We start from the raw sequence: 25,612 nt of genomic DNA, 5'->3' as shown, positions 1-25,612 counted from the left end.
ATGCATGGCTGGACAGGGTTTGTTGCCGCGCGCTCGAAGCGTACGCAAGGGCACGGTGACGTCCTTGGTTGGGTGAAGGCGCCACCAAGGGCTCCGTGAAACATCCCCGCCCGCGCTGCCCAGAACGGGCGGACGTGGGCTCGAAAAAAATCGTTCACACATCCGCAGAGGCGCAACCGACCTCTCGAAGGGCGGGAGAGCGGTGCACGCGGCGCCTCGCTCCCGCCGAATGACGACCACGACGGAGGACGACCCCATGAACAAGCAGAATGCTCGCAGCCGCTGGACGAACACCCTCTCGCTGCTCGCCGCCCTCGTTGGCGCCTTCGCCGCCTCGGGTTGCGTCGCGGAAAACCTCGACGAGGTCGATGGGATCGACGAGGTCGAGGGGCTCGACGAGGAGATCGAGACCGCCGAGCAGGAGATCGTCAATGGTGCGGCCGGGTTCGCCAAGAAGGCCTCGTATACCCTGTATTTCGATCATGGAGCCGGCACGCCGTACAGCAGGTGCACCGGCGTCGCCCTCACGACGAACTGGCTCCTCACCGCGGCGCATTGCGTGTACGACGCGAACGGCGCGCTCTACACGCGCGCCTTCGCGCAGCTAGCGGGGGACGTCGCGCAGGTCGTTCCCCACCCGGCGTTCGCGCCGTACGCAGCGTCCACGGTCGGGGCCCCTTCGCACATCCCCGACGTGGCCCTCCTGCGCCTCGTGACGCCCCTCAACGCGGGCAGCATCAACTGCGCGAGCGCGCCGGACGATTGCTGGCGATCCCCCGCGGGGATGCCCATTCCCCTCGGCGTGACCAGCAGCGGGTATGCGGTGACGAGTTATTTCCACACGTTCGACTGGGCTCTGAGCCCGGAGATCGTGTGCGACGGGATCGGCGGCATGGGCCCGAGCAACGGCACCTTCGACTTCGCCACCACGTATCCTCGAGGCACGTATTACCAGACCATTCCCAGGAACGGAAACGGCCAGACCATGACGTTCGGCGACTCGGGTGGGGCCTGCTACTTCAAGACGGGCGCGCGGAACCAGGCGAGGCTCCTCTCGATCACGAGCTCGGGCAACGTGTCGGGGGGACAGACCATGAGTACGAACGTCGTCGTGGCTGGAAAGGTGGCGACCTGGATCGACTCCGTCATCCCGACGAACGACAGGGTCCTCGTGGTCCCGGACAGCCCAGGCGCTGGGCTCTGAGAAAGATCGTCCACGACGAGGGGCCCGGTAGATGTAAGTATGGTGATCACCGCCTCGCCCTCGTGCTTTCTGGGAACACGCACCCAATGGAAAGCCGGCTGAACCGTTCCCGATACCGCATGCCCCCCTCGACCCGTCCTCCCGAAGCCCGGAGGCGCGCCCTCGCGCTCCTCGTCGCGGCGCTGCTCTCGTTCCTGGCGAAGCCGGCCGACGCCGCGAGGATGTTCCACCACGACCTCGCCTCGCTCGCATTCGAGAGCGACGCCATCGTCCTCGCGCGCCGAGGGCCGGTGCCGCAGCGCTCGACCGGGGAGACCGTCATCGAGCACCGTGTCCTGGAGACGTACACGGGCCCGCTTCGCCCGGGTGATCTCGTGGCGGTGCCGTACGACGGGGTCGTCCTCGAGCCGACATGGGGGTGGCCACGCCCCGCTCCTGGTGCGACCGCGGGTGTCCTCTCGGACGAGGTGGTCCTCTTCCTCCGGCCTACGGGCAGCGACGAGGCCGGCGCGCCGCCCTGGCTGCTCGTGGACCTGCGCATCTTCCGTGACGGCCAGGCCTACCGCTTCGAGCAGCGCATGAACCCCGGCCCCTACGAGCCCGTCCCGCAACGCGCGGATCCGTTCGACATCATGGGTGATCCTCGCGCCGGCGCGCCGCTCGATCAGGACGGCCTGCGCCGCGCGATCGACGCCGCCGTCGCGCGGGCTCGAGCCGCCCACGAGGCGATCGCGGAGCGGGCCACCCACGAGGGCCGGCGCAAGCTCGTGGACCTCATCGGCCCGCCCGCGGACGATGACGACGCTCCCGTGCCCGTCGGCCACGTCTCCTCCTGGGACGATCGCATCGCGACGAAGGCCATCGAGGCGCTCGCGAGCACGGGGGATCTCGACGCGCTCCTCGACGGCGTCGCGCGCCGGGTCGGAGGCGTTTCCTACCCCATGCTCCCCCAGAGCGTGTCCGGCCCGAGCCTCTTGGCTGCCGCCGCTTCGCGCGCCGTCCCGCTCCATCGCCGCCTTGCCGCCCTCACGCTGCTGGAGATCGGCAGGTTCCATCTGTCGAGCGAGCTCAAACCGTCGACCAAGCACGCGCCCCAGATCGCCTCGCTCTACGACGATCCGGAGCCCGAGGTGCGCGCCGCCGCGCTCGACCTGCGCTTCAGCGCGCAGGCTCCGCCCCCGCCCGTCGAGGCGGCCATCCTGGCCCGCTGGGGCCGCGAGACCGACCCGCACGTGCAGTGGAGCCTCCTCGGGAGCGCCGACCATTTCGCCATGCGCGAAAAACTCCTCGGCAGCCACGACGTGATCGAGCCCATCGTGTGGGCGAGGCGCCGCCGCCGCGTCGTCGACATCTTCCTGATGAACACCCGTGAGCGCCGCCATCACGTCTCGCGGGTCGTCATCACGGCGCGCGCCGGCGACCGCGCCGCGGGCACGCTCGACCTGACCCCGGACATGCTCTCGGGATCGGCGAGCGCCCGCACCGAGATCGAGCACGCGTTCCTCGCGTTCACGCCTCCGCTCGCCCCGGGCCGTTATGCGCTCGACCTGCGCGTGGACATCGAGGACGACGAGAAGCAACACGCCTCCCGCCGCTTCACGCTGCCGGCCTTCCGCGTGGGCGGCGCGGAAGCATCCACATCGCCGCCCGCTCGGAGCGCCCCCACCGGGATGGTCCCGCCGCCGGTGCCGCCGCCGCGGTCGTGCGCGTGCGCGGCTCCGGGCCGCGCAAGCGAGGCGGATGAGGTCGAGACGATCGTGCTGCTGTGCGTGGGTCTCGCCGCGGCGAGACGGCGGCGGCGTGCCGCGCCGCGCGCTGCATGACGCCGGATGCTGCGGTCATTCGGCCCTTTCTCGATCGGATATCGCCATCCGGACGGTGCGCGGCCGTTGCCAAGGCGCACGTGGATCTCGCATCATACGCTCGTGCAAGGCAAAAGCCCCGTCGCTCACCGGCGCGTCGCGTTCCTCTCTCTGCTCGCGCTCGGCTCTTGTGGCACGGGCCAGGCGCTCGCCGAGCCCACCTCGGCTTCCCCTGCAAATGTTGCCGCGCAAGAGGTGCAGCGGGGCGTATCGCTCGTCCTGACGGTCGACGACGCCGACCTCGCCGTCGGCGATGAGCTCCACTTTAAACTCGCGTTCCGCAATGCCTCGGGTGACGCGGCTGTCGTCGTCCCGCCCCTCGACGGCTCCTGGGACGGCATGCGGCAGCCCGCCTATGAGCTCGTCTTCGCGGATGCCAAAGGCCAACCGCTGCCGCACGCGCTGGGCTTCACGCCCAATGCGCGGTGTGGCCTCACGACCCCGATCGAGCCGAAGGATCGACGTGTCCTCGGCGCGCGTAGCAAGCTCGAGATCGAGGACGCGCACGCCTGGGCGCCTTCGTTCCGCGTCCTCGATCACGCCCGGCCCGGCGTGGTGTCGTTACGCGTGCGCTATCGGGCGGACGGCCTGTCCGGGGCCACGCCGCTCGCGCTCGTCTCGAACCCTGTCGAGCTCACCATTCGGGGCGGCAATGAGGCGCTCTGGGCCTGCCGCAATGCGCAGGCCGAGCGGGCCAGGCAGCACGTGTATGCGGAGAACACGCCCTCTCGGCTCGTCGCGCGCGAGGACGGCTACGTCCTCGTCTATCGACGGACCGAGACGCACGTGCGGCCTGGGGAGACGAGCTCCATCGGGGCCGTGTTCGCCCAACAGCTCGGGCCTCGGGGCGAGCCGGTCGGGGCGCCCGTCGAGATCGCGCGGAGCGATAAGGACTGGCTGGGGCTCGTCGAGACGCTGGACGTTCCGGGCGGGCTGCTCGTGGCCTTCACGACGGCCCGTGGCGAGGAGGACCGCGACGTTCGTCTGGTGTACGTGGACACGAGCCAGGGAGCGCCGAGGCCGGGGTCGATCAAGACGATCTCGAAGGAGCCCGGGCGGCCCTTTTTTCTCGCGCTGGCGCGCGCCGGAGCCCGCGCGGGTATCGTCTGGCAAGGCCGTGTGGGCGGGGACGAGGTATTGAGGTTCCGGCCGCTCGGGCTGAATGGCGAGCCCACGGGGAGCGCGGTATCGATTGCGTCGAGCGCCGGTCTCGCGGGCGGAAACCTGTTGTTCGAGCCCGTCGGCGGCGATTATTTGCTGGCCTGGCACCAAGGTGGTCCCGAGCTTCGGCTCCAGCGCCTTGCTGCCGATGGTGCGTCTTTGGGGAGCGCCGGCACGGTCAAGCTCGCGGACACGGGGACGCTCGTCGCGCTCGGGACGCGTGGCGACCGGGTGGGCATCGTGTATGCCGATAGCAGCCTGAATCATGCAATCGCGCGGGATACCATGGGTCTGCACGCGGTCGAGCTTTCGGCAGCCGACTTCCGCCTGCTCTCCGATACGCCGGCCAGTCCTTGGGACCAGCAGACGGCGCGCTTCGGCGCCGCGGCGTGGAGCGACAGCCGGCTCACGCGTGTGTGGAGCGAGGATCGAAGATTGCTTTTTGCGTCGGAACCTGGAGCGCAGGCGCCGCAGGTCCTCCTGAGCCAAGCGGCCGGCGGGACGCACGGACTCTGGGCGACAGCGGACAAGAGCCGGATCCTCGCCACCTGGACCGATTCCCGTGATGACGATCAGCGCCAATGCGCTCCATCGGCCAACTGCGTGAGCGAGGTGTACGTGGCCGTCCTCGATCCGACCGGCAAGGTGCTCGTTCCGCCGGCGCGCGCCACGAGGACAGCGGTTTCGAGGCCGGTCGCGCTTCACCAGGCAAACTGGGCCGAGTTCTGCGCGAAAAAATAACCGGCATCCCCTCGAGCCATGTGGGATCAGCGCGCGGCGCGCTTCAGGATCTCGTCGACGCGTGATTGGGCCTCTTCGAGGCCTTCGGCGGGGGTTCGTCCGAGGTGCCAGGTGGCGTTGATTTCCTCGACGATGACGTCCTGGATGGCGCGCTGATTCTGGATGGGCGGGAGCGCGCGGGCGATGCGCGCGGTCCCCTCGTAATCGGCCCGATGGGGCAAGGCCTGGAAGGCCTCGCTCGCCAGCACGGAGCTCCGCACGGGCAAATGGCCCGTCTTCGCCCAATTGAGGCCGTGATCGTGCAGGTAGCGGAGAAAGGCGACGGCCGCTCGATGCTTGCGCGGATCCGGATGCCCGTGCCGCGGTAAAACCCAGATGTGGCTATCGGCCCACGCGGCGCGCCGCGAAAACAAGGTCGGGACCGTGTACACTCCGTAATGTCGCAGCGCCGCGGCCCCGCTGTTCGCCTGCGCGTCGTACCGCTCGACGACCCAGGTCCCGTTGATCAACACGGCAGCCTCGCCGCTCAGAAAGGCCTGCTCCGCGCGGGCATAATCGAGCCCGCGGTCGGCGTGCCCCTCGCGATAGAGCGCGTTCAAGAGCGAGAGCGCGGTGATCGCCTGCGGCGTGGAGAGCCGCGCGGATCGCCCGTCGGGCGAGAGGACATCACCCCCTTGCTGCCAGATCCACGTCTCCAGCGTCCACGTGGGCATCGGATCGGTCTGCGAGGGAATCGCGAGGTAGTGTTTTCCCGTGCGCCGCTTCATCTGCGCGGCGTGCGCGAAGAGCTCCTCCGGGCTCGACGGGAGGCGGGCCGCTCCGCGTGCGTCGACGAGCCCCGCCTTCGCCATCAGGTCGAGGTTCACGTGCCAGAGGAGCGCGTGAAAATCGAACGGCAAGGCGTAGACCTCGCCGCGGATCGTGACGGCCTGGCGTGCCGGATCGACGTAATCCCCGAAGTCGACGCCCGCGTCCTCGAGGTCCCGCGCGAGTGGCAGGACGAGATCCCGCGCCACGAAATCCGGCAGCACGCTTCGATGCATCACGGCCACGTCCGGCGGGTTTCCGGCGGCGTACATCGCGCTGAGCCGGTCGTAATAGGCGCTCCATTCGATCGTCTGGGTGCGTACCGAGATACCCTGATCGTTCTCGGCGTTGAACGCGTTCGTCAGGACCTGGATGACCCCGCATTCGCCGACGGCGCGCGAGAGGTCCGTGACGCCCGTGTATTCGTCCGAGCAGCTCCCGAACATCCGGAGGAGCGTGATCTCCGTGCGGGGGCCCGAGGCGGGGCGCGTCCGGGCCCGCCGATCGAGGACAACCACGCAGGCGACGAGGAGGACGAGGGCAAACGCGAGCGCGGCGGGCAGGCGCGCCGCGCGCCTCACCGTACGCCCCCGAGCGCCATTCCACGCACGATGTAGCGCTGGAACAAGAGGTACACGAGGATCATGGGCGAGCTCGCCACGACGGCCGAGGCCATGACGAACCCGAGGCTCTCCGATTGCGCGAAATTGCCCTGGAGCGAGGAGAGCCCCACCGTGAGCGTGTACATGTCGGGGTCCGTGGCCGAGACCATCGGCCAGAGAAAGTCGTTCCAGGCATACAGGAACGTAAAAATGCCGAGCGTGGTCAGCGCCGGGCGCGCGAGCGGGAGCATGATGAAGAGGAACGTCCGGACCCGGCCCGCGTGATCGAGCTCTGCGGCCTCCTCCATTTCACGCGGTACGGCCCGGAAAAACTGCGTCATCAGGAAGACGCCGAAGGGGCCCGCGAGCCGCGGCGCGATCAGCGCGGTGTAGGTGTTGTGCAGCTCGAGCTCGGCAAACATCCGGTGCAGAGGCAAAAAGATCGCCTGCTCGGGCACCGCCAGGCCGGCCACGATGAACAGGAAGACCCCATTCCGACCACGGAAAGGGATCCTCGCCAGGGCATACCCGGCGAGCGATGAGAGCACCAACGTCGCCGCAGTCATCGTCCCCGCGACGAGGAGGCTATTGAGAAACCACCGCGGCGCCTGCGAGACCGCGAGGAGCGTCTGGTAATGCGCGGTCGTGAGCATCCGGGGCGCGAGATCGCCGCGCGCGAGCGCCTCGTTGGGCGTGAGGGACAGGAGGATCACCCACAGGAGCGGCGACATCCACGCGAGCGCGAGCGCCGTGAGCAGCGCGTGGGACAGCCATCGGGCCCACGTCCGCGCCATGCCTCAATCTCCCGGCCTCGACAAACGGAGCTGCACGAACGAGGCCACGGACATCACGAGAAGCAGGAGCATCGACATGGACGCGGCATACCCCACCTGCCAGTCGCGGAAGCTCGTCTCGTAGATGTATTGCACGAGGACACGCGTCCTGTTCGCGGGGCCGCCCCGGGTCATCAAGAGCACCTGCCCGAAGACCTGGAATTGCAGAATGACCTCGACCACGAGGACGAGGAGGATCGTGCGCCGGAGCGAGGGCAACGTGATGCGCCGGAACGTGGTCCACGGGCTGGCGTGATCGAGCTTGGCCGCTTCGTAGAGCTCTCTGGGGATCTGCTGCAATCCGGCGAGGAAGAGCACCATGGGAAACCCGATTCCCCACCAGAGCGTGGTGACCACGAGCGCAGGCATGGCGAGGCGCGGATCCGCGAGCAGATCCACCGGCGCGAATCCGAGCGCCGCCATGAACCGCGCGAAGAGCCCCCGGCTCGGATTGAGCACCATGAGCCAGATCAACGTGACCGCGGTGACCGAGAGCGCGCCGGACGCGAAAAAGATGCTCCGCAGCGCGGCGTAGAGGCGGTGGGGGCGATTCATCACGAGGGCGAGGAAGAGCGCGACCGCCGTGATCGTCGGGACCGCCATCAGGGTGAATTGCGCCGAATGCACGAGCGAGGACCGGAACAGCGGATCCCGGAGCATGCGCAGGTAGTTCCCGGATCCGCAGTAGGCGCGCAGGTCGCCGAGGAGCTCCCAGCGGTGCAGGCTCATCCACGCGCCGAGGAGCAGGGGAACCACGAGGAACGCGCCATAAAATGCGAGGAAGGGCGCGAGGAACAGGAAGGCCGCGAGCGAGCCCGGGGCGCGAAAGGAGCGGCGTATCCTCACCGGCATGGCCCGTCATGCGGCGACGATGCGGGGCAGGGCGATCCCGCTCTCGTCGAAGAGGTGAAAGGCCCCCGCGGGCGCGTGCACGTGCACGCGCTCCCCCACGCGAATGGGGCTCTCGCCCCGATCTTCGCACAGGACCTCGGCGCCGATGTCGAGGTCGAGGTGGACGAGCGTGCGATCCCCGAGCCGCTCCACCACGCTGACCTGGCCTTCGAGGTCCCCCGCGGAAGGCCCTGGGCGCAAATGCTCGGGGCGAATCCCCAGCGTCACTCGCGCATTGGCCGCGAGGCGATCCGCGATGGCGGCGACCCGCAAGACCGGCCCGCCGCGCACCCGCACCTCCGCGCCCGCGGCAGAGGCCGAGGCGAGCTCGCCTTCGAGCAAATTCATTCTCGGCGCGCCGAGGAAACGCGCCACGAAGAGGTTTCGCGGGCTGCGATAGAGATCCAGGGGAGCGCCGACCTGCTCGAGCTTGCCCGCATTCAGGATGGCGATCCGATCTGCCAGGGTCATCGCCTCGACCTGATCGTGGGTCACGTAGACCATGGTGGAGCCAAACCGCTGGTGCAGGCGGGCGATCTCCGCGCGCATCTCGATGCGGAGCTGCGCGTCCAGGCTGGAGAGAGGTTCGTCGAACAGGAAGATTCTGGGGTTTCGCACGAGCGCGCGGCCGATCGCCACCCGCTGGCGCTGCCCGCCGGACATCTGGCCCGGGAGGCGGTCGAGGAGCGGTTCGAGCTGCAAGAGCCGCGCGGTCTCGCGGACGCGCGCGTCCGTCTCCCGAGCGGAGGTGCCCAGGTTTCGCAAGGCAAACCCCATGTTTTCGGCCGCCGTCATGTGCGGGTACAGGGCGAAGTTCTGGAAGACCATGGCCACGCCGCGCTGCGCGGGCTCCACGTCGTTGACGCGGACGCCGTCGATCTCGACGTCGCCGCCGGAGGGACGTTCGAGCCCGGCGATGATGCGCAGCAGGGTGGATTTGCCGCAGCCGGACGGGCCCACGATCACCATGAGCTCGCCGTCCTCGATATCGAGGGTGATGTCGCGGAGCACCTCCGTCCGCTGGTAACGGTGGGTGATCCCTTTCAACCGCACGCTCGCCATGGCTCCCCGCGAGCCGTCGAGATGCAAGCGGGGCGCCGTCTCGCGGCCGAGCTCAGCGTGCGAGCGCTGTGTTTCCACGAGGGCCGTAGGAAGCTCGATGGCATCTGTGCGCGCGGTCGAGGCTACACGTCCCCCGACGTCACGGCGTGGTCCCAGTAGATCACGCCGCCCTCCTTCCATGTCACGAAGCGGACCCAGCCGTCCTGGGAGACGACGATCACCAGCGCGCCGTGGATGTGCTCGCAAAGGCGGTAGGCGGAGCGGTGCCTCGTCCCGACGGTCTCCGTCGGCTCGATTGAAAAACGCGTCCCTTCCATGTCCTGCGCCCGCCTCACCGACGGCACCTCGGACAAGTCGCCGCCAATTTCGCAGCCGAATCCGAGTAGCTCCAGGCGCCTCGTCAATACGACGGCTCCGTCCACGTCCGCGAGCCCCGCAATGAGGGTCGAGAGCTCGGAGACGGCTTCGTCGAGGTTGACGAGGTGCGGGTCGGTGCTCGACTGGTAGATGTCCCAGCCGACCGACGCCGGTGGCAGGACCCACGCCTTGCTGCGCCCGGCGAGCGCGTCCATGGTCGCGAGGATCAACGTGCGATAACGACCCCGCGGCTCTCCCTCGCAAAACTCGTATTTGATCCGGAGCAGGCCCGCCGCGGCGCCCACCTCGCCCGGCGGCAGGATGACCAGCGTGCCGCCGTGGTGCGCCCTGCGAATCGTGGTGATGAGGCGCTTCAGCATTTGCCAGGTGATGAGCCGCGTCACCTCGGGATCGAGCTCCGCGCCGGGGGCGTGCGCGGCGGACCGGGCCTCCTCGTGCAGCGCCGTGAGCTCGGCGTGCTCCTCCGCGAATCCCTCGGAGAGCCAGCGCGCCTCGAAGACGTCCATCGCCGGCCCCATGAGCCTGCCGCCCTGCAGCTCACCCAGCGTGATCGGCCCCCTCGCCACCGCGAGCTGCCCCGCCCCCGACGCGCGAATGACGAGCGCCCACGGCGGCAGGCTCGACCACGAGCCGCGCCCGCCCTGCGCCGCGTGGAGCCAGCGGGGGCCCGAATGCAGGATGCCCCAGATCTCGAATCCGCCACGCCCGTCCTCGCGTACGCCGATGAGCGCGCGGTGATACTTGATGGCCGGCGAGAGCCGCCGCAGCTCGTGCGCGTCGAGCGGGCGGGCGTGCGTGAACACCAGGCGGTGCAGCCCCCATGGTGGGCCTGCTTCGGCCGGATAACGCTCGGCTTCGCCGAGGATCAAGCGGAAGGTGACCGGCCGCTCCTCCTCGCGGAGCAGGCTCGCCTGATAACAGATCGAAAGGAGCTGCTCGAGCGCATCGAGCCCCGGGAGATCCGAGCTTCCATACGCTTCCACCTCGTTCCATCGCTCGCGCACGAGCCTGGCGAGCTCAGGTGGGTAGGAATGCAGCACATCTCGATCCTAAAACCCGCGCGACGTCCTCCCAAGGGGCGGCGGCTGCTCACGACGCTCGCGCCCGCCCCAGCACGACGGCGTAGCGCCGGAGGTCGAAGAGGTTCTTGTGGAGGCCGAGATCGCGCGCCCGGGGTGCGCCTCGGGCGGGCGTGGTCAGGGCACGTCGGCCGCCCTGATGAGCTCCGACGAACGAGGCATGCGGGCGAAGTTGCCGGACTGGAGATCGCTCCGCTCGTCCTCGTGCTCCTCGACGAACTTCACGAGGTCCTTGTACGTGCCGCACGTCACCTCGGGCAGGCTACACACGGCCTGCGCGAACGCCTGCATGGCCTCCCAGTATGCGCCGCCGTTCCACTTCGAGAAGTGGTGGCCGATGTGGACGGGGGCGCGGTTGCCGAAGTAGTTGGATTCGAAGTAGGCCATGTAGGTGTCGAACATCTGCTTTTTGTACGTCTCTTTGCCGGCGGGGTTCGGCCTGGCGCCCGAATCGGCGAAGTAAAAGTTGTAGTCCATCGACAGCGTTGCTTTGCCGGAGCCGACGATGCGGAGCTGCGCCAGCGGGAAATTCCAGATGCCCGCGATCTTCTCGGGCCAGTAGTTCGCGGCGCTCGTCCTGCTCGTGTCGTACGTGTAGCCCTTCTTCACCAGCGTCTTGAAGAGGCCGGGGCTGTGGGCGAGCAGCGGCGCGCGAAAGCCCACGACGTCGCGCGGGCCGAAGCCGAGATCGGGGGCCGTCAACCCGACGCCCTCGAAGAGGAATTTGTCGAATTGCTCGAACTCGCTGTCCCAGTCGGCCTCGCTCCACGAACTCCCGTCGAAGTGGCCGTTGGCGTGCGAGGCGATCTCGTTGCCCTCGGCTGCGGCCTTTTTTACCTCCTCGAAGCGCTCCGTGATCTCGTCGATCGTCCCTCCAAATCCGATCGCCGACGTACCCGGGGCGTGCCGCGGAGCATCGTACCCTCGCCTGGCCGCGTTCGGAATGAAATACACGCCGCTGATGAAGTACGTGAACTTCAGGACGTTCGCGGCGGCGAAGGCGCGCGACTCGCGCCAGAACGAGAGGCTCTTCGACCCGTCGAAGGCGAGGATCACGAATTGCGGAGGCCGCGCCACGGTCGCAGCGTGCGCGCCCTGGGTCACGTCGTCGTTTTCCCGAGGAGCGTCGGCGCATCCGGCAATACACGTACCGACGAAGGTGATGGCGATGGCGCCGACGAGGCGACGAATGCGCATGCCTCTTCGTAAGCACCGGCCATACCAATGCAGGCCGATCCCGCGAGGGGCACTCACGCCCCGCGCGAGAAATCGTTTCTCCCGGAAGGAGGCTCGGGCCTGGACCCGCTCCTTTCAGGGACCTTGCTTTTCTGGAGCGTCCTTCGCCCGGGGCGCCACCTCGAGCGCGGCGTTCGGGTCCTGCGGTATCGTGCGCACCAGGGCAAACCCCTTCTTCGGGTCGACCACGCGCACCTCCCCGAAGCGGCTCAGCATCGGGCCGATCACGGATGCGTCGCCGCCCACCGCGATGACGCGCGGCGCGCCCCGGAGCGCCTCGGCGGCCACGGCGCCCACCGGCGGCGGCGTCGCCCCGAGCAGCTCCTTCGGGTAGGCGCCGAGCGCCGCATCGGGCACGCCCATCACGCGACCCTGGACGACGACGTCGGCGAGGTCGCCGATGCGCTCGGTCTGCGCGCCGAGGTCCTCGGCGAGGAAACGTGCCGCCGTGGCCACCTCGTCTGCCGAGGGAGCCTCCTTCGCCAGGCGGTCGAAGTGCTCGAGAAACGCCTGCACGGTGAGCCCCGTCCTGTCCGTCTGCGTGCTGGCGTAGGCGTAGAGCACGCTCGGGCCCCGGGCGAGGTCGACGACCGAGGAGCTCGCGGTATAGGCGAGCGAGCGCTTCTCCCGCACATCCATGAACAGCCGCCCGGTGCCCTTGCCTCCGAGCACCCGATTCAACACGGCGAACGCGGGGTAACGCGGGTCGGTGCGGGCGGGCCCGAGCGTCCCTGCGTAGATGTCGCTCTGGATGCTACCCGGCCGGTCGGCCACGGTGATCTGCCGCGGCGCGGGCGAGAAAGCGGGCGCCTCCGAGCTCGCCTTTTCGGCCGGGCCCTGCGCCTTGTAATCGCGGAACGCCTTCTCCACGAGCGCGCCGGCCTCCTTGGCCGTGGTATCGCCGGCGATCACCACGAAGGTGCTCGCGGGGACATAAAAGCGCCGGTGGAACGCGCGGCAATCGGCGAGCTTGCGCTGGTCGATTTCCTCGGGCTGCGCGTCCCAGGTCGCGTAGGGGTGGCGCCCTGCGGGCTGGGGGAAGAGGCCACGCCAGAGCAACATCCTCGCGCCCCAATCGCCGTCCTCCTGCGCGAGGTCGGCCGCCTCCGCGCTCTTCTGGCGCTTGGCCCTGTCGAAATCGGCCTGCCCCATGCGCGGCTTCGAGAGCAGCGTCCCGAGCAGCTCGAGGGCCGCGCCGAGGTCGTCCCGCAGCGCCCGAAGCTTGATCGTCGTTCGATCGGAGTCCACGTCGATGGAGAGCGACGCGCCGAGCGCCTCGAGGCCGGCGAGCAGCGCCTCGCCCTTCATCTCCCCCGCGCCGCCCTCCTTGAGCAGCGCCGCCGTCAGCGCGGCCGCGCCGGGGCGATCCCCGTCTGCGGCCATGCCGGCGCGCACCACCACGCGGATCTCGACGATCGGCAACGCGTGGCGCTCGACCGTCGCGAGGGACAGCCCGCTGGGCAACGTGGCCCATACGGGGGCGGGCACGCGTGTCTCCGCGGGCGGGGCGGGCGGCGGGGGCTCCTCCCGGGCTTTCGGGGGCGCAGGCGGCGCCTCCTTCGCCGTATTCGCCGTCTTCGCCGTCGCGAGCGTATCTTTCACGGGCGGCGCCCCGCAGCCCGCGACGAGCGCGGCGACGGCGAGCCATGACCCCATCGTGCGGCGCGCGCTCACGGCTTCACCTCGGCTTTCGGGAGGATCTCCACCACCGAGCGTCGCGCCGGCGCCAGGTATTTCGCGGCCGCGCGGCGCACGTCCTCGGCGGTCAGCCGCTGGTAGCGGGGCAGCTCCTCGTTGAGGAGGCGCGCGTCGCCGAAGTAGAGCTCACAGATGCCGAGGAAGACGGCGCGCCCGAGCGTGTCCTCCACGTAGCTCACGAGCTCGAGCTGCGCCTTGCGGCGAGCCCCCTCGAGTTCGGCGGCGGAGAGCGGCTCCTTGCCGAGGCGGTCGAGCTCCTCCTCGATGATCCGCTTCACCTCGGGCATGGACGCGCCGGCCGTGAGCTTGGCGCCCGCGGTGAGGAGTTGCGGCCCGATTTTGATCACGTCCCAGCTCGTGTCGGCCTCCTGGGCCAGGGCCTTGTCCTTCACCAGCCGCCGGTGCAAGCGCGAGCTCGCGCCGCCGCCGAGCGCGATCGAGGCGAGCTTGAGCGCATGGTTCTCGGGCGTCTGCCATGGCGGCACCGCGATCCCGTAGTACACGGCCGGCGTCCGCGCGAGCTCGTCCTTGTACACCTCGCCGCGCGGCGCGGTCTGCTCGGGCATGGGCGGATCGACGGCCTCGGGCAGCTTGCCGGCGCTGATGCCGCCGAAATAGCGTCGAATCAGCGAAAGCGCCTCCCCCGGCTCGAACCCCCCGGTGACCGATAGCACTGCGTTGTTCGGGCGATAATAGGCGTCGTGGAACGCCTTCACCCAGGGGAACCGTGCTGCCGCGAGATCCTCGAGCGATCCACCGGTCGAGTGCGCGTAAGGCCAGTATCCCTGGAAGACCAGCTCATCGAGCCGAAGAAGCCCGGCAATATAAGGCGAATTGAGCCCGCCCTGCACCTCCTCCCGGACCACCTGGCGCTGGTTCTCGAATTTCTCCTCGCTCACATCGAGCGATTTCATTCGGTCCGCCTCCAGCCAGAGCACGAGCGGCAGCTCTGCTGCGGGCGCGCTGTCATAAAACTGGGTGACATCGGCCGCCGTGCCCCCTTGGACATTGCCCCCGCGTCCCATGATCAGGCGTGCATGCCCTCCCTTTTCCACGTTGCCGCTGCCCTGGAACATCATGTGCTCGAAGAGGTGGGCGAACCCGGTGCGTCCCCGCTCCTCGTGCCGCGACCCCACCCCGTACGACACCACCACCCCGACCCGCGGCGCGCCCGGCTCCGGAGACAGCACCACCCGCAGCCCGTTCTCCAGCGTCACCCGCTGTACCGGCAGGGAGAGGCTGAGCGGCGTCCGGTCTGCGGCGAACGCCTGCTCCACCGGCGCAGCGAGGAGCCCCACTGCGACGAGCATCGTGGCAAAAAAGCGCATGCCCGCGACGCTACCACACCTCCCCCGCGCGTGGGAATCGGCCTCCTCGCACTCCCGAGCACGGCAGACAAACAATCTCAACAAGTTCCGGGACGAACCCTCGGTAGAAAACTCCGTCGCTCAGTGAACGAAGAAGCCGCCAGCGGCGGCGCAGCCTTCGCAGAACACCGCGAACGACTCCAGGAGCGCGAAGAGCTCGCGTTCGTGCTCGAGCGGTTCGAGCTTCGCGCGCGTAGCTTCGAGCATCGCCCGAAGTCCGGCGGCCATGAGCGCACACTCTCGCTCGCTCAGCCACGCGCCGTCGTTGAAACAGAGCTTGAAGAGCGGAACCCCTTCGCCCTCCGGAGCCTGGATGCGCAAGGCCCTGTCCCGCTCGGCTCCTTCTGCCGGGACCAAGGGGCGTAGGTACGACTCGTTGAGTACGCCGACGTTCGCGAGCGCCTCGCGCACCCGCTCCATGGCGCCAACGTCGAGGCGAAGGTATCGCGCGTCGTCCGGTGTTTCCGTCGCGACCGCGCTCTCCCTCCGAAGGATGGGATGGTCCGCGCGATAGAGGTCATAACCCATGGTATTTGCCGATCAGGAGGTCCTCGAGCGTCGCGCGCTTCTCGGGAGAGAGCGTCGCGAAGCGAAAGCGACCACGCACGCCATACGCTTCGATGCGGCGGGAGAGCCGGCGAACGACATTCTCGACCGGCACCACCATACGAACGCCGTCGAACCGGAGGACGCTGTCGCCGAGGTCGTCTGGGAACGTGTACACCCAGAGCCACATCGCGCTCCGGGGGGCGGAAGGCGTCTCGAGGTAGCAGCCCAGGACGAAGTCGACGCTCTCGTCGTCCTCGACGATGCCGTAGTTGCCGACGGTGATCCGCTCGCCCGCGGGCCCGAGGATCGGAAAGGCTCTTTCGAGAGCCGGCGCCAAGCGCGGCATCGACCCGTCCTCCGCACGCGCGAGGACTTCGACGAAGGACGGCAGCCGATTGGCAATCAGCTTGCGCTCGGTGGCAAGGTCCGCTGCGTTCACGAGCGAATCCTCGCCGACGTCCAGCGACGCGGGAAGCTACCGTCGTGCATCGACGCGGCGCGCGTCATTCCGCGCGCGGGCCGAGGACGTAGCGCGGCTCGTGTACGAGCCTGACGTCCATCGCGCCGGAGCCGTCGTTGACGGGCTTCGGCAAACCGCCGCCGTCGCCGAGGTACCCGGAGATTCCGGCACACGCGATCGCGCCGCTTTCGAGCCGCGCGCACAGGCGCCCGCCGCCGCTCGCGATCTCGATCGGCTTGCCGGCGAATGACAGCGGCTCTGCGCCGAGCACATCCCTGAACTTTCCCGCGCAAGTCACGCGGTTCGCGCCGTCGACCGCGCAGACGAATCCGTCTCCGATCGCGACGTCGCGCGCGCGCTCGAACGGCATCTTGACAGGACCGTCATCGAAATCGGCGCCCCAGCAATACGTGTCGCCCGCGCGCGTGATTGCGCACACTGTCGCGCGGTTCGACTCGAGGTGGACGACGCCATCGAAGGCCGCCACGCGGTGCAGAACGCCGTCGTCCTGCTCTTTGCCGTGTGCCACGCCGAGCACGCCATTATAATTTTGGCCCCAACACCACACCGCACCTGCTGCATCGGTCGCGCACGAGAAACCGAAGCCGGCCGTCAAGAGCGTTGCTCCGCGAATCGGCACCTTGCTCCGCGCGTATTCGCCGCCTGCACCCGCCGGCGCCCGCTTTGCCTCGCGACCGCCGAGATTACCGAGCACCGGCGGCACGCCGGTCGAAAATACGGGGGCCACGCAAACGACCTCACCACGAACGATGGCGCAGACGTGGTGGTCGCCGACCGCAATTCGTGAGGCGCCCGCGAGCGCCCGAACCTCTCCGCTCCCGCAGGCGTGATCATCGCACAGCGCGGTGAAGATTGCTTCCGTGCAGCGGACGGAGCCTTGCGAGAGCGTGCACGTACCTTCCATCGAGGTCGCGACCTGGTCCCCGCGTTCGAACGGTAGCTCGACGGCCAGAGCCGCGTGTTTGCCCTCGCAAAGATTCATCCGACCGCGCTTCTCGTCGCGCCCCCAACACGCCACGCGACCGCCGTCGAGGAGCGCGCACGTGTGGAGCTCGCTCGCGACGAGAGCCGTTGCCTTCGCCGATCGATCGGCGAGCGGCGCCGCGCAGCCAAGCGGCGGCACGCCGGCGAGCGCAGGAGGCGGCGGCAGCGAGGGCGCAGGAGCCGCCGGATGCTCGGGCGCGCCCCCGCATCCGGCGGACGCTATAAGAACGAAGGCAATGGCTGCAGAGGCGCGAGCGAACTGGACGAAGGCGAAGGACGGCACAGGCTCGGGAGGGTAGTTAACGCGAAGAACGTTTGCAAGGCCGCCCGCCGCCGAGCGCGCTCGCACTCCAGCCAGGTAAAGCGCATCCGGTTTCCAGCGCGTCCTTATGGCCCATCGTCCGGAGACTTTATCCCGCGCCCTCGTCGACTTCGGTGGCCATGTCGCTTTCGGCGTCCGCTGAGCCACGTGACCTAAGGTACGAGCGCCACGCCGAGAATTTCCTCGGCTTCGTCCACCTCGGATGCATCGTCGTGTACCTCAGGACGCTCCTGGACGGTTCACGAGATGACTTTAGGGACCTTGTTTGGCCTGGCAGTAGGCATTGATGCTGTCGACCAGCGGATCCTCCCGCTTCACAGCGGTATCGAGCGCAGACTGTGCCGCCTTGATCCCGCGGGCGTCCTTGGCCTCAGATGCACGCGCCAGGTCTCGCGCGGCCTTCGCGGTATCTCGCGCCATATCCCCGTAGTCTGTTACCTTCCGGCCGAGCTCTGGTCGCGTCACGTCCACGGCCTCGATGTCCCGGGCTACGGCATCCAGCGTATCGGCCATCGCTCGAAGCTGCTTTGCGCCAGTCGGATCGTCGCCCTCGTTCGACGGCGCGTTCAGGTCCTTGATGCCCTTGTTGATGATCGCGATGACCGCATCGCACTCCCTGGCCTTGTCCGTCCGCTCGCTCTCCGGACCGGCGGAATCAGCAGTTTTGCCAGGGCCTGCGCTCGACCCGCACGCGGTGACGAAGAGCGAAGCCAAGAGGAGCCAGGGATACGGAGGACGCATACGCGAGCAGACGATAGTCGCTCCATCGCGCGCGCGTCAACGCCGGCAAGCGGGCTGCGGTGTCGATGTCGTAGGTTGGGCGCCTATGGGCCCGTGGACTCCGCCGTGTTCCCTTGGGCTTTCCGTTCGCGAGGAACCTGCGCGAGGGCCGCGAACCGTTCTTTTTCAAGTTTCATCCACCCGTTGATCGGGAGGCTCATCGACGATCAGCGCGCGCCGCTGACGGTGGCAAAGATTGTCGCGCATGCGGCGCCCGCGGAGCAGTGGAGGCGGGCGGAGCAGGAGCTGGCGGTGATGGTGGAGAGGCGGGAGGGGAGGGGGATGCGGGTAGGTACGAGCGGGACTTGCTCGAGGAACTGCAAGGCAGCTTGGCGCGGCCGCACGAGCGCTCAACATGCTGCCCGGAGCGGCAAAACTCTGCAGCCCATGGGCAAGAACAGGGGGAGTCGATATGAAACGTGCGCCGTTGGGCGATCACGGGGTGCTACATGCAAAGCGACGGGAATCTCGTCCTGTACGCGCACAATGGCGCAGCCGTCTGGGCTTCAGGAACCGACCGTCATCCAGGGGCCTACCTCATCGTGCAGGATGACGGGAATGTTGTGATTTACTCGGCGGAAGGGCGTGCGCTCTGGTCGACGGGCACGCACCTATGAGGAGAATCGGCGTCGCTGGGACGCTTGCCCTTCGAGAGTCCGACCGCCGTAGGCCACACGGGGACCCGTCGTAGCCGCGCCCGGTCAAGGGCCCGGTACGTTGTACCGGAGCGTAAACCGCCTCATTTCTGCGGCACATCCGCGCTCTTTCTCTTGTAACGGTACAAAACCAGGAGTTGACGGGGGAGCGGGTAGCAGTACGAGACGCCCTCCTGGCCTGCTGGGCCGGTACAACGACCGCGGGCGAACCCGCTGGAACGCGCGCGTGGTGCCCTCGGAACGCTCTCTCCCTGGCGTTCCCTGGTCCGCGCGGGGCCCGGCGCGGGGTCGGTGTGCTCTTCCAGTTCTCGACCCACAAGAACGGCAAGGCCGTCAAGGTCAACCCCTGGGACAGCTACCTCGCCGCGGCGGGGATCGTCCCCGAGCGGCGCCACGACGGCCGACGGCCGAGGCCTGCGCACGACTCCCACCTCGGCGCAACTGCCCTCAAGGCAGCCGCGAAGGCGACGCACGGGAGTGTAGGCCGCACCCCCCATGGACCAAATATGGACCAACACCTTGGAGGGGGTAGCGCGAAATCCTCAACGATTTCGCGGGCACGCCCGGCAGGACTCGAACCTGCGACCCGCGGCTTAGAAGAGCATCGGGATCGTGAGGAAGTTCGAGAGGTTAGGTCAGATTTTGGTCCAGATTTGGTCCATGCGGCGATCGAGGCGCTGCGGCTCGTGGCGGATGGGCAGGACGAGGGGGCGGCGCGGGCGGTCGAGGTGGTTGAGGGGGTGCTCAGGCTGGAGGCGCTCGTCGCGCTGGCGAGGGAGGCGGCGAAGGGGGGGCCGCTCCAGGTGGCGAGGGCGCTGCGGTTGTGTGAGCGGGTGGTCGAGGTGCTTCGCGCCCCCGTGGCTGGGGGCGGCGCGCTGCAAACCGCTTCTTAGCGCTCCGTCACAGTCTCTTGGAGCTGTTTGCCGAGGTCCCGACCTCGGGCGAAGCCGCGATCCGTGGGCAGGGTGGCACAGGGAGCCCGTTGTGTGTGAGGGTGACCGACAAACGGGATCTCGGACAAACCGTTGGTTTTACCCGTCGAGCGCTCGTTTGGCCGGACTATGACGCGGCTGCATGATGTCCATGTCGGACAAACCGCGGTTTTGCGGACTCGTCCACGCACACGCCGCCGACGCAAGACCCCACTCCTCGACGGGATCGTTCAGGTTTTCTACACCCTTCGGTCGCGGTCGAGGAAAAACTGTACGTAGCGCTCCTTTTCCAGTTCCCAGTCCCGATCGAGCGCAACGTGGAAACAGTGCGGACCGAACTGCAGCGTGTGCAGGGCGCCGTCGATCTGGAGCGCGGCCTCGAATCGCGTACACACATCGCCATTCTGGAGAACGTCGACCCCTGCACGCAAAACGATGTCCATGAAATCGCGGCGGCTGATCAGCAGCTTCTGCCCGGGCGCGAGATCGTAATCCACGGGGATGGGCGGATCTTCGTGGGGTAGGGGCTCCGTCTCGACGAGGGGCCCCTGCGCATGGGGGCCGAACGTGATGTCGTGGCCGCCATGGCGCGTCTGTGAAGCATCGTATCTGAGGTTGATCGGACGAACGCTCATGTTCTGTAGGGTGATCTCGCCGACGCTCATATCGAAGACGGGCGTGGTCGCGTCCGCGTCCTTGCCGCTTAGGTAGGTGACGGCGAGTGTACCGATCGCGTACGAGTACGTCACGCCTCTGTCGATCTGGCTGATGTTCATGTGAATGCTCTCAGCGGACGTCATTGCAATAGGCCGTCGTGCCGCCCCCGTAATGATCTTTGTTGTACAGCCGAATGAAGTCGTGGACGATCGTGTATACGTAGCGCGCCGGATAGAGGGGCGTGGTCATGCTCGCCATCAACCCATTCCGAACGGCGTTGGGCGTAATGTCGATATCCTCCTGATCCGTACCATGGGCGCTGTGGTAGACCCTCGTCGGGTTCTTGATGCGGATCGCGACGCGCAGCGAGACGTGGTTGGTCTTGCTTTTCGTCTCCATGGCGACGGTCTTGCCCTTCGCCGTTGGGTGCGGCATGGTCCCGCTCTCCTCGATGTACTCGTCGCCCCATCCCATCCAATGACCGTACTCGTGCGCGAAGACGAGGGCGCCTCGGGAGTCGCCGATGTTGAACTTCTTCGCGTTCGAACGCCACTCCTTCGCCAGGTCCTGCGCCGTGTGGTAGAGCGGATCGGCCGGATTGCCAAGGGCCGCGGCCCAGACTTTGTCTGTGTTCGGGTGCTGCATTTCGAGGACCGAGAACGTGACATGCGCCCGCACCGCGTTGCTCTCCTGCTTGAGGGCGAATTTCATGGCGAAAGTCCCCGGGCAATCGGGCGCCCCGAGCTCGACGATGTAGTTGCGGTTGGTCCAGTGCTTCTGGACGGCGTTATTCCAGCTCGTGAACGCCGCTGTGATTCTCTGCGAGGTCACCGTCGTGAATAGGCCCGGTGCAGATGACAGCAAGTTCGGGAGGGTCGAATGTACCGTGGCGTGTGCCCGCAACGTCACGTCGATCGTGCCTGTAAAGCCGGTGCCTGACGCCGCCGCCTTCGTCTGGTACGCGAGCAGGAAGCGGTAGCGGTCGCGGTAGTAGTAGGTTTCCCAGGTTACGCCCTTGGGCAGGTTCGCCGTGGCGACGGCCTTGCTCGGAAACCAGCTCGTGCTGCGGCCGTACTTTTGGAACACGCGCTTGTAGTGGTCATCGACCTCGTGGCTTCCCAGACGGCCCAGACAGCAGGTGGCCTGGCCAGGGCCCACCGGGCATCCGCCATTGCCGGAGCTGGTGGGCGTAGGCATCGATGTCGTCACGTCCGGACCTCCTCTAGCGCCACGGTGCCGTGCGTGACGCCGAGGTTCTTGTTGACGGTCTTCAGCCGAAGGACGGCGCTGCGCTCCAGGCGTAGCGCCCTCGTAGCGGCGTCCTCGATATGCTCGCTCCGCAAGATCGCGCCGATCCAGGGCAGGAGTGGATCATCTGCGAAGCCCACGCCGAACGAGAACCCGAGGACTGCCATGACGGCCAAGGCGCGCGGCTGGTATGCGCCGAACACCGATCGCGACATCACCTCCACGCGATCCACGAGCTCCTCGGCGGCAGCCTGACCGATGAAGCGGAGCTTGCTCGGAAAGATCGCCCCGAACGCGGCCAGGATGTCCGAGCGCGAGCTCGACGCGTGGAAGATCAAATCGGAGCGCGTGGCGAGCGCTTCGAGTCGGAGGAGGGCTTGTCGAGACAACGCGTTGTCCGGTCCGGCCACCTGCGTGACGTAGTCCCTCAAAAGGTGCTCCAACCGCCCGGCCTTGAACATCTGGTTGGGGAAGTCCTGCTGCCGCAGCGCCTGCCCCGCCCACGGGTATTGCGGATCGTCGTCGAACTCGGAGCCAAGGACGAACATGGACTCCAGAAAGAGCCGGATTGGGCCACGATAAGTGAAGCCGTACGCCCCCGCGCGGGTCACGCCCTCTCGCACCGCCTCGCGCAGCCTGTCCCCGCCGAGCGATTTGCACACCTCGGGCGCGAAGCCCGTGAGGTGCCGCATCATCTCCTCGATGAAGGTGGCGTGGGCATCGGCCCGAAACGCATGCATTACCTCTGCTCGGATGCGGAACACGGCAAGCCCACCCCTCGGTCGGAGGATTCTCCAGATGGATCCGCTCGAATGTAGTCTGGCATGCGCGTTCCTGTCAACAATCCGAGGTGTTCGCCAGAGGCCCCGACCCAGGCACGGTTACAGGAATGCCCCCGAGTGTACCCCGGGACCCCCGCCCAGAATTGCCGCGCCGTCACCCGGATCCGCTCTCCGCACCCACACCTGGCACCGGTGGACCCCCTTGGCGTTCTCCGCCTCCGCCCACGCCTTCGCCTCCCCCCTTCCGGTCGCCTGCCCCCGTGGTAGGATCACGCTTCCTCGATGACTCCATGGGCGGGCCCTACCGAGCAGATGCTTACCGTAAACGCAACTCCTACGTCCGCAACGAGGAGCGCACGGTCCTCGTCGCGGGAGCGGAAGCGGCTCAGAACTGATGCCCCCGGCTACCAGATCGTGCGCGCGACCAGTGCGCGCTCGTTCCTGCCGCAGGAGTGATTGCAGCGCGGATCGCGCGCCCCGGGGGCGTGAGGGGTCGATCTCGATGGCGCCGGCCACGAAGCTTGAGGGGGCGGAGCGCGTGACCGAGCTGCGTGTCGCGGGCGGCGCCGCGCTCCCCGCTCCTCGGGCGCCTTGACGCAGGCGAGCCCCCCTCGCGCCTCGCGCCCGACCTCCAGCGAATCGCCGGGTCCCTGATCGGTTTGCCGTTCCCTCGTTCGATTTCCTCGGGCGGCAGATCGCGGCGAGGGCGTGGGAGTGAGCCGCCGCGGGGAGGCGCGCTCTCGCAGAGCTCGTCACAGACCTCGGCCTTGCCTTGTTGCCTGGCGAATCTTCGTCCTCGCCCACCAGGCGAGGCTCGCGGCCGCGGACGAGCGCTGGGACGAGGCGCTCGCGCTCGCCGCCCAGGCCCGGACCCACGCCGATCCAGGGGTTCGGGCCTGGCTCGACGATATCCGCCTAAAAGCACCGTATCGATGAACGCGTCGCGTTGCGGTGGCACACCGGCGCCGAACAGGCAAGCCCCTCCGTACGCGACGCACCCAGGAAGGGGGCATCGGAGTTCGATGCGGGCGCGGGGTCGTTGCCGCGGGGAAAACGAACTTCTGAGCGGCGTCACACATGCAAGTCTCCATCGGCAGGACCGAGCCCGAATCCCCGCCTTTCTACGATGCTTTCAGCCTCCACACCCGCAGATTCCTCCGCCCCTCACCCTCCCCAATCCACATCTTCCCCGACTCGTACCCCAGCGCCCGCATGATCGCCCCGGTCCGCAGCTGCGCCGCCTTGTCCTGCTTGCAGGGCTCGAGGTCCACCGCAGCAGACAGGATCCGCGTCGTCGTAATCGCATCCTCGGGATCGCGCGGATTGTGCCGTCGCATGAAGCCCCGGAGCCACTGCTCCACGAGCGGGAACCACGCGTCCTCCATCTCGTAGGCCGTGGCCTCCGCCGCGCGCTCGGCCTCTTCCTCGTCGTCGAGCCACCACGGGTGATCCGATACGTACCAGGCGACCGCCTCCGCCCAGAGCTGATCCCGCCACGCCTCCAAAACGCGGAAGTTGAGCCGCCTCCGCACGGGCAGGACCCAGAACCGGCGCGACCCCGTCGAGTCCGTGAGGATGTGATTCTCGTTCGTGCTGCCGACGATGACCGTCGTCCGCGGATGCTCGACGACGCCGCGGCCGTAGGGCGGGACGAAGACGTCTTTCCGCGACGAAAGAAACGCCTTGACCTCGGAGACGGCCTTCTTCGACGTGACGCGCTCGAGTTCCGCCCACTCGTAGATCCACGCCGCCGCGATCTGCAGGAGCCCCTGGCGCGTGGAGATGTCGACGGCGGTATCCGCGAACCACTCACCGCCGAGAATCTCGAAAAACGTGCTCTTGCGCTCACCCTGCTCCCCCAGGAGGACGAGCGCCGTATCGAGCTTGCACCCCGGCCGGATGGCCCGCGCGACGCAGCCGACAAACCACCGCAGGAGGTACGAGCAATGGAGCGGCGTCTCGGCCACCTCGAAGACCTCGGCGAGGAGCCGCGCGATCCGGAGCTCGCCATCCCACGCGAGCCCTTCGAGGTATCGCCGGACGGGATGGAATGAACGTTCCTCGGCGATCTGACGGACGCCCATGCCGAGGTTTTCGGCCGAGAAGCTCACCGCGAATCGGCGTTCGATGTCCTCGCGCAGGCGCCCGAGATCGCCGTCGCCAAAGGGCCGCTCGTCGATACAGGGCGCGGCCCGCATCAAGTTGTAGGCGAGCCGCGAGCCATAGACGTGGCGCAGGATCAGGCAGAGATTCCCATAGGTCGGTTTGATCCCGCCCGAGTTGGTGAGGGCGATCCCGTCCTGCCATCGAGGGGCTTCTCCGTTCCGCGCCGGGCTCATCCGCGGCGACCTCGGAGCAGGTAACCCGGCTCGATGCGCGCCCGCGCCGCGCTCTCCACCTTGTGCTCGAGGGCCTTCCGGCTCCACGGCGGCTGGCAGCGCGGGTTGTACTCCTCGGCGAGCAGCGCGAGGGCGGCCGCCGGCTCGAGGTCGAAGCCGCGCACAAGCGCGAGGGCCGCGCGGAACGTCGTGTCGTGGCCGCCTTGCCCGCTCACCGCAGGCGGTAACGCGCGGAGGTACGCGCGCGCTCGATCGCACACGAAAGCCCCACTCGACGCAGAACGCGAGTGCAGCGGCCGAAACGGCGTGGGCTGCTCGGGGGGAGCCATCACGCGTTCCCCGAGCCACGCGGGCGCCATTCGCAGCGGTACCGCGGGATCGAGCCATCGATACGGCCGCCCGCTCGCGTGCATCGTGGGCGGCGCGACGATGTAGGAGCCGTCTCCGCGCACGTCAACGCCAGGTCCAAGCGCATGGACGCGCGGGACGACGCGCCGGCCGGGCCAGAGGAAGACGAGGTGAAAGCCTCCGCCGCCGGTCGCTGCGCGAAGCGTGGGAGGCAGCGGGCCATGTTCGCGCTCGATCGCCGCGAGCGTATCGAGCCCGCCGCCCTTCGCGTCGATGTCGAGCACCCACGCGCCCGCGCGCTCGCCGAGGACCACGCCGACGCTCGCGCGAGGGGCACGCCGCCACCAGTGGCTCACGATCCGCGCGTCCGTCGTCGCGTCGCGCAGGCCATGCGGCGCGAGAGGCGCCCATGGGTGTTTCCCCAAGCGATCGCATCGAGGCCCGCGGAAGCAGGCGCAGCGAACACCGTCCGGGTGCAGCACGGGCCAGGCGACGGGAAACACGGGCCAGCCGCGAGCCGCATACCAGAGGGCCGCGGAGGCATGAATCGTCGGAAAGGTGGTGCAAGGCATTGCATTCCGCACGAGAATGCACGGGCGCAGCACGCGGCCCG

20 protein-coding genes are annotated in these 25,612 nt (G+C 68.2%); 3 read left to right on the top strand and 17 right to left on the bottom strand.

Annotated features, from left to right (window positions below; all coding sequences use genetic code 11):
* Positions 1–256: 256 nt before the first annotated feature.
* The 3 genes from QHF84_RS02410 (at position 257) to QHF84_RS02400 (ending at position 4,968) form a co-directional block, all read left to right on the top strand.
* Positions 257–1,204, top strand: a complete 948-nt coding sequence (locus QHF84_RS02410) for a trypsin-like serine protease (protein WP_281311504.1) — start codon at positions 257–259, stop codon at positions 1,202–1,204.
* Between the two features lie 119 nt (positions 1,205–1,323).
* On the top strand, positions 1,324–3,027 hold the full coding sequence (locus tag QHF84_RS02405) for a hypothetical protein (RefSeq protein ID WP_281311503.1): 1,704 nt from the start codon (positions 1,324–1,326) through the stop codon (positions 3,025–3,027).
* Between the two features lie 102 nt (positions 3,028–3,129).
* The gene (locus QHF84_RS02400; protein ID WP_281311502.1) at positions 3,130–4,968 is read left to right on the top strand and encodes a hypothetical protein; all 1,839 of its coding nucleotides are present in this window, start codon (positions 3,130–3,132) and stop codon (positions 4,966–4,968) included.
* Positions 4,969–4,994: 26 nt separating this feature from the next.
* On the opposite strand, the gene QHF84_RS02395 is transcribed toward QHF84_RS02400, so the two are convergent.
* From QHF84_RS02395 to QHF84_RS02315, 17 genes are all read right to left on the bottom strand, one after another.
* The gene (locus QHF84_RS02395; protein ID WP_281311501.1) at positions 4,995–6,356 is read right to left on the bottom strand and encodes an extracellular solute-binding protein; all 1,362 of its coding nucleotides are present in this window, start codon (positions 6,354–6,356) and stop codon (positions 4,995–4,997) included.
* Entirely contained in the window at positions 6,353–7,171 is an 819-nt protein-coding gene (locus QHF84_RS02390) for a carbohydrate ABC transporter permease (protein ID WP_281311500.1), read from the bottom strand. Before QHF84_RS02390 ends, QHF84_RS02395 begins: the two co-directional genes overlap by 4 nt.
* Before the next feature lie 3 nt (positions 7,172–7,174).
* The gene (locus tag QHF84_RS02385; RefSeq protein ID WP_281311499.1) at positions 7,175–8,062 is read right to left on the bottom strand and encodes a sugar ABC transporter permease; all 888 of its coding nucleotides are present in this window, start codon (positions 8,060–8,062) and stop codon (positions 7,175–7,177) included.
* 6 nt (positions 8,063–8,068) lie between these two features.
* A complete protein-coding gene (locus QHF84_RS02380; protein ID WP_281311498.1) occupies positions 8,069–9,163 on the bottom strand; it encodes an ABC transporter ATP-binding protein in 1,095 nt (364 codons plus the stop codon).
* Positions 9,164–9,285: 122 nt separating this feature from the next.
* Positions 9,286–10,581 (bottom strand): putative sensor domain DACNV-containing protein, encoded by a 1,296-nt coding sequence (locus tag QHF84_RS02375; RefSeq protein WP_281311497.1) that lies wholly within the window; start codon positions 10,579–10,581, stop codon positions 9,286–9,288.
* 156 nt (positions 10,582–10,737) lie between these two features.
* Positions 10,738–11,817, bottom strand: coding sequence for a hypothetical protein (locus QHF84_RS02370; protein ID WP_281311496.1), 1,080 nt, complete (start codon positions 11,815–11,817; stop codon positions 10,738–10,740).
* Positions 11,818–11,931: 114 nt separating this feature from the next.
* Complete coding sequence (locus QHF84_RS02365; protein WP_281311495.1) at positions 11,932–13,530, bottom strand: pitrilysin family protein; 1,599 nt, start codon at positions 13,528–13,530, stop codon at positions 11,932–11,934.
* On the bottom strand, positions 13,527–14,882 hold the full coding sequence (locus QHF84_RS02360; protein ID WP_281311494.1) for a pitrilysin family protein: 1,356 nt from the start codon (positions 14,880–14,882) through the stop codon (positions 13,527–13,529). Before QHF84_RS02360 ends, QHF84_RS02365 begins: the two co-directional genes overlap by 4 nt.
* Before the next feature lie 120 nt (positions 14,883–15,002).
* On the bottom strand, positions 15,003–15,341 hold the full coding sequence (locus tag QHF84_RS02355) for a hypothetical protein (RefSeq protein WP_281311493.1): 339 nt from the start codon (positions 15,339–15,341) through the stop codon (positions 15,003–15,005).
* A gap of 97 nt (positions 15,342–15,438) precedes the next feature.
* The gene (locus QHF84_RS02350) at positions 15,439–15,909 is read right to left on the bottom strand and encodes a hypothetical protein (protein ID WP_281311492.1); all 471 of its coding nucleotides are present in this window, start codon (positions 15,907–15,909) and stop codon (positions 15,439–15,441) included.
* Between the two features lie 64 nt (positions 15,910–15,973).
* Entirely contained in the window at positions 15,974–17,218 is a 1,245-nt protein-coding gene (locus QHF84_RS02345) for a hypothetical protein (RefSeq protein ID WP_281311491.1), read from the bottom strand.
* A 291-nt stretch (positions 17,219–17,509) separates the two neighbouring features.
* Positions 17,510–17,971, bottom strand: a complete 462-nt coding sequence (locus QHF84_RS02340) for a hypothetical protein (protein WP_281311490.1) — start codon at positions 17,969–17,971, stop codon at positions 17,510–17,512.
* A gap of 1,893 nt (positions 17,972–19,864) precedes the next feature.
* On the bottom strand, positions 19,865–20,401 hold the full coding sequence (locus QHF84_RS02335) for a hypothetical protein (RefSeq protein WP_281311489.1): 537 nt from the start codon (positions 20,399–20,401) through the stop codon (positions 19,865–19,867).
* A 10-nt stretch (positions 20,402–20,411) separates the two neighbouring features.
* A complete protein-coding gene (locus QHF84_RS02330; protein WP_281311488.1) occupies positions 20,412–21,491 on the bottom strand; it encodes a hypothetical protein in 1,080 nt (359 codons plus the stop codon).
* Positions 21,488–22,270 (bottom strand): hypothetical protein, encoded by a 783-nt coding sequence (locus QHF84_RS02325; RefSeq protein WP_281311487.1) that lies wholly within the window; start codon positions 22,268–22,270, stop codon positions 21,488–21,490. The genes QHF84_RS02330 and QHF84_RS02325 overlap by 4 nt, the downstream gene beginning before the upstream one ends.
* Positions 22,271–23,433: 1,163 nt before the next feature.
* Entirely contained in the window at positions 23,434–24,651 is a 1,218-nt protein-coding gene (locus tag QHF84_RS02320) for a virulence-associated E family protein (RefSeq protein WP_281311486.1), read from the bottom strand.
* Positions 24,648–25,571: a bifunctional DNA primase/polymerase gene (locus QHF84_RS02315; RefSeq protein ID WP_281311485.1), complete on the bottom strand. Its 924-nt coding sequence runs from the start codon at positions 25,569–25,571 to the stop codon at positions 24,648–24,650. Before QHF84_RS02315 ends, QHF84_RS02320 begins: the two co-directional genes overlap by 4 nt.
* Positions 25,572–25,612: the final 41 nt, after the last annotated feature.

It is taken from the genome of Polyangium sp. y55x31, assembly GCF_029946505.1.
Lineage (GTDB): Bacteria > Myxococcota_A > Polyangia > Polyangiales > Polyangiaceae > Polyangium.
This window is presented reverse-complemented; position numbering and strand designations above follow the sequence as displayed.

What these genes read in the sequence shown, in the direction of transcription:
- QHF84_RS02385 (WP_281311499.1), bottom strand. Translation starts at nt 8,062, where the DNA reads ATGCCGGTGAGGATACGCCGCTCCTTTCGCGCCCCGGGCTCGCTCGCG.
- QHF84_RS02390 (WP_281311500.1), bottom strand. Translation starts at nt 7,171, where the DNA reads ATGGCGCGGACGTGGGCCCGATGGCTGTCCCACGCGCTGCTCACGGCG.
- QHF84_RS02410 (WP_281311504.1), top strand. Translation starts at nt 257, where the DNA reads ATGAACAAGCAGAATGCTCGCAGCCGCTGGACGAACACCCTCTCGCTG.
- QHF84_RS02360 (WP_281311494.1), bottom strand. Translation starts at nt 14,882, where the DNA reads ATGCGCTTTTTTGCCACGATGCTCGTCGCAGTGGGGCTCCTCGCTGCG.
- QHF84_RS02315 (WP_281311485.1), bottom strand. Translation starts at nt 25,571, where the DNA reads ATGCCTTGCACCACCTTTCCGACGATTCATGCCTCCGCGGCCCTCTGG.
- QHF84_RS02335 (WP_281311489.1), bottom strand. Translation starts at nt 20,401, where the DNA reads ATGAACATCAGCCAGATCGACAGAGGCGTGACGTACTCGTACGCGATC.
- QHF84_RS02355 (WP_281311493.1), bottom strand. Translation starts at nt 15,341, where the DNA reads ATGGAGCGGGTGCGCGAGGCGCTCGCGAACGTCGGCGTACTCAACGAG.
- QHF84_RS02380 (WP_281311498.1), bottom strand. Translation starts at nt 9,163, where the DNA reads ATGGCGAGCGTGCGGTTGAAAGGGATCACCCACCGTTACCAGCGGACG.
- QHF84_RS02320 (WP_281311486.1), bottom strand. Translation starts at nt 24,651, where the DNA reads ATGAGCCCGGCGCGGAACGGAGAAGCCCCTCGATGGCAGGACGGGATC.
- QHF84_RS02405 (WP_281311503.1), top strand. Translation starts at nt 1,324, where the DNA reads ATGCCCCCCTCGACCCGTCCTCCCGAAGCCCGGAGGCGCGCCCTCGCG.
- QHF84_RS02370 (WP_281311496.1), bottom strand. Translation starts at nt 11,817, where the DNA reads ATGCGCATTCGTCGCCTCGTCGGCGCCATCGCCATCACCTTCGTCGGT.
- QHF84_RS02325 (WP_281311487.1), bottom strand. Translation starts at nt 22,270, where the DNA reads ATGCATGCGTTTCGGGCCGATGCCCACGCCACCTTCATCGAGGAGATG.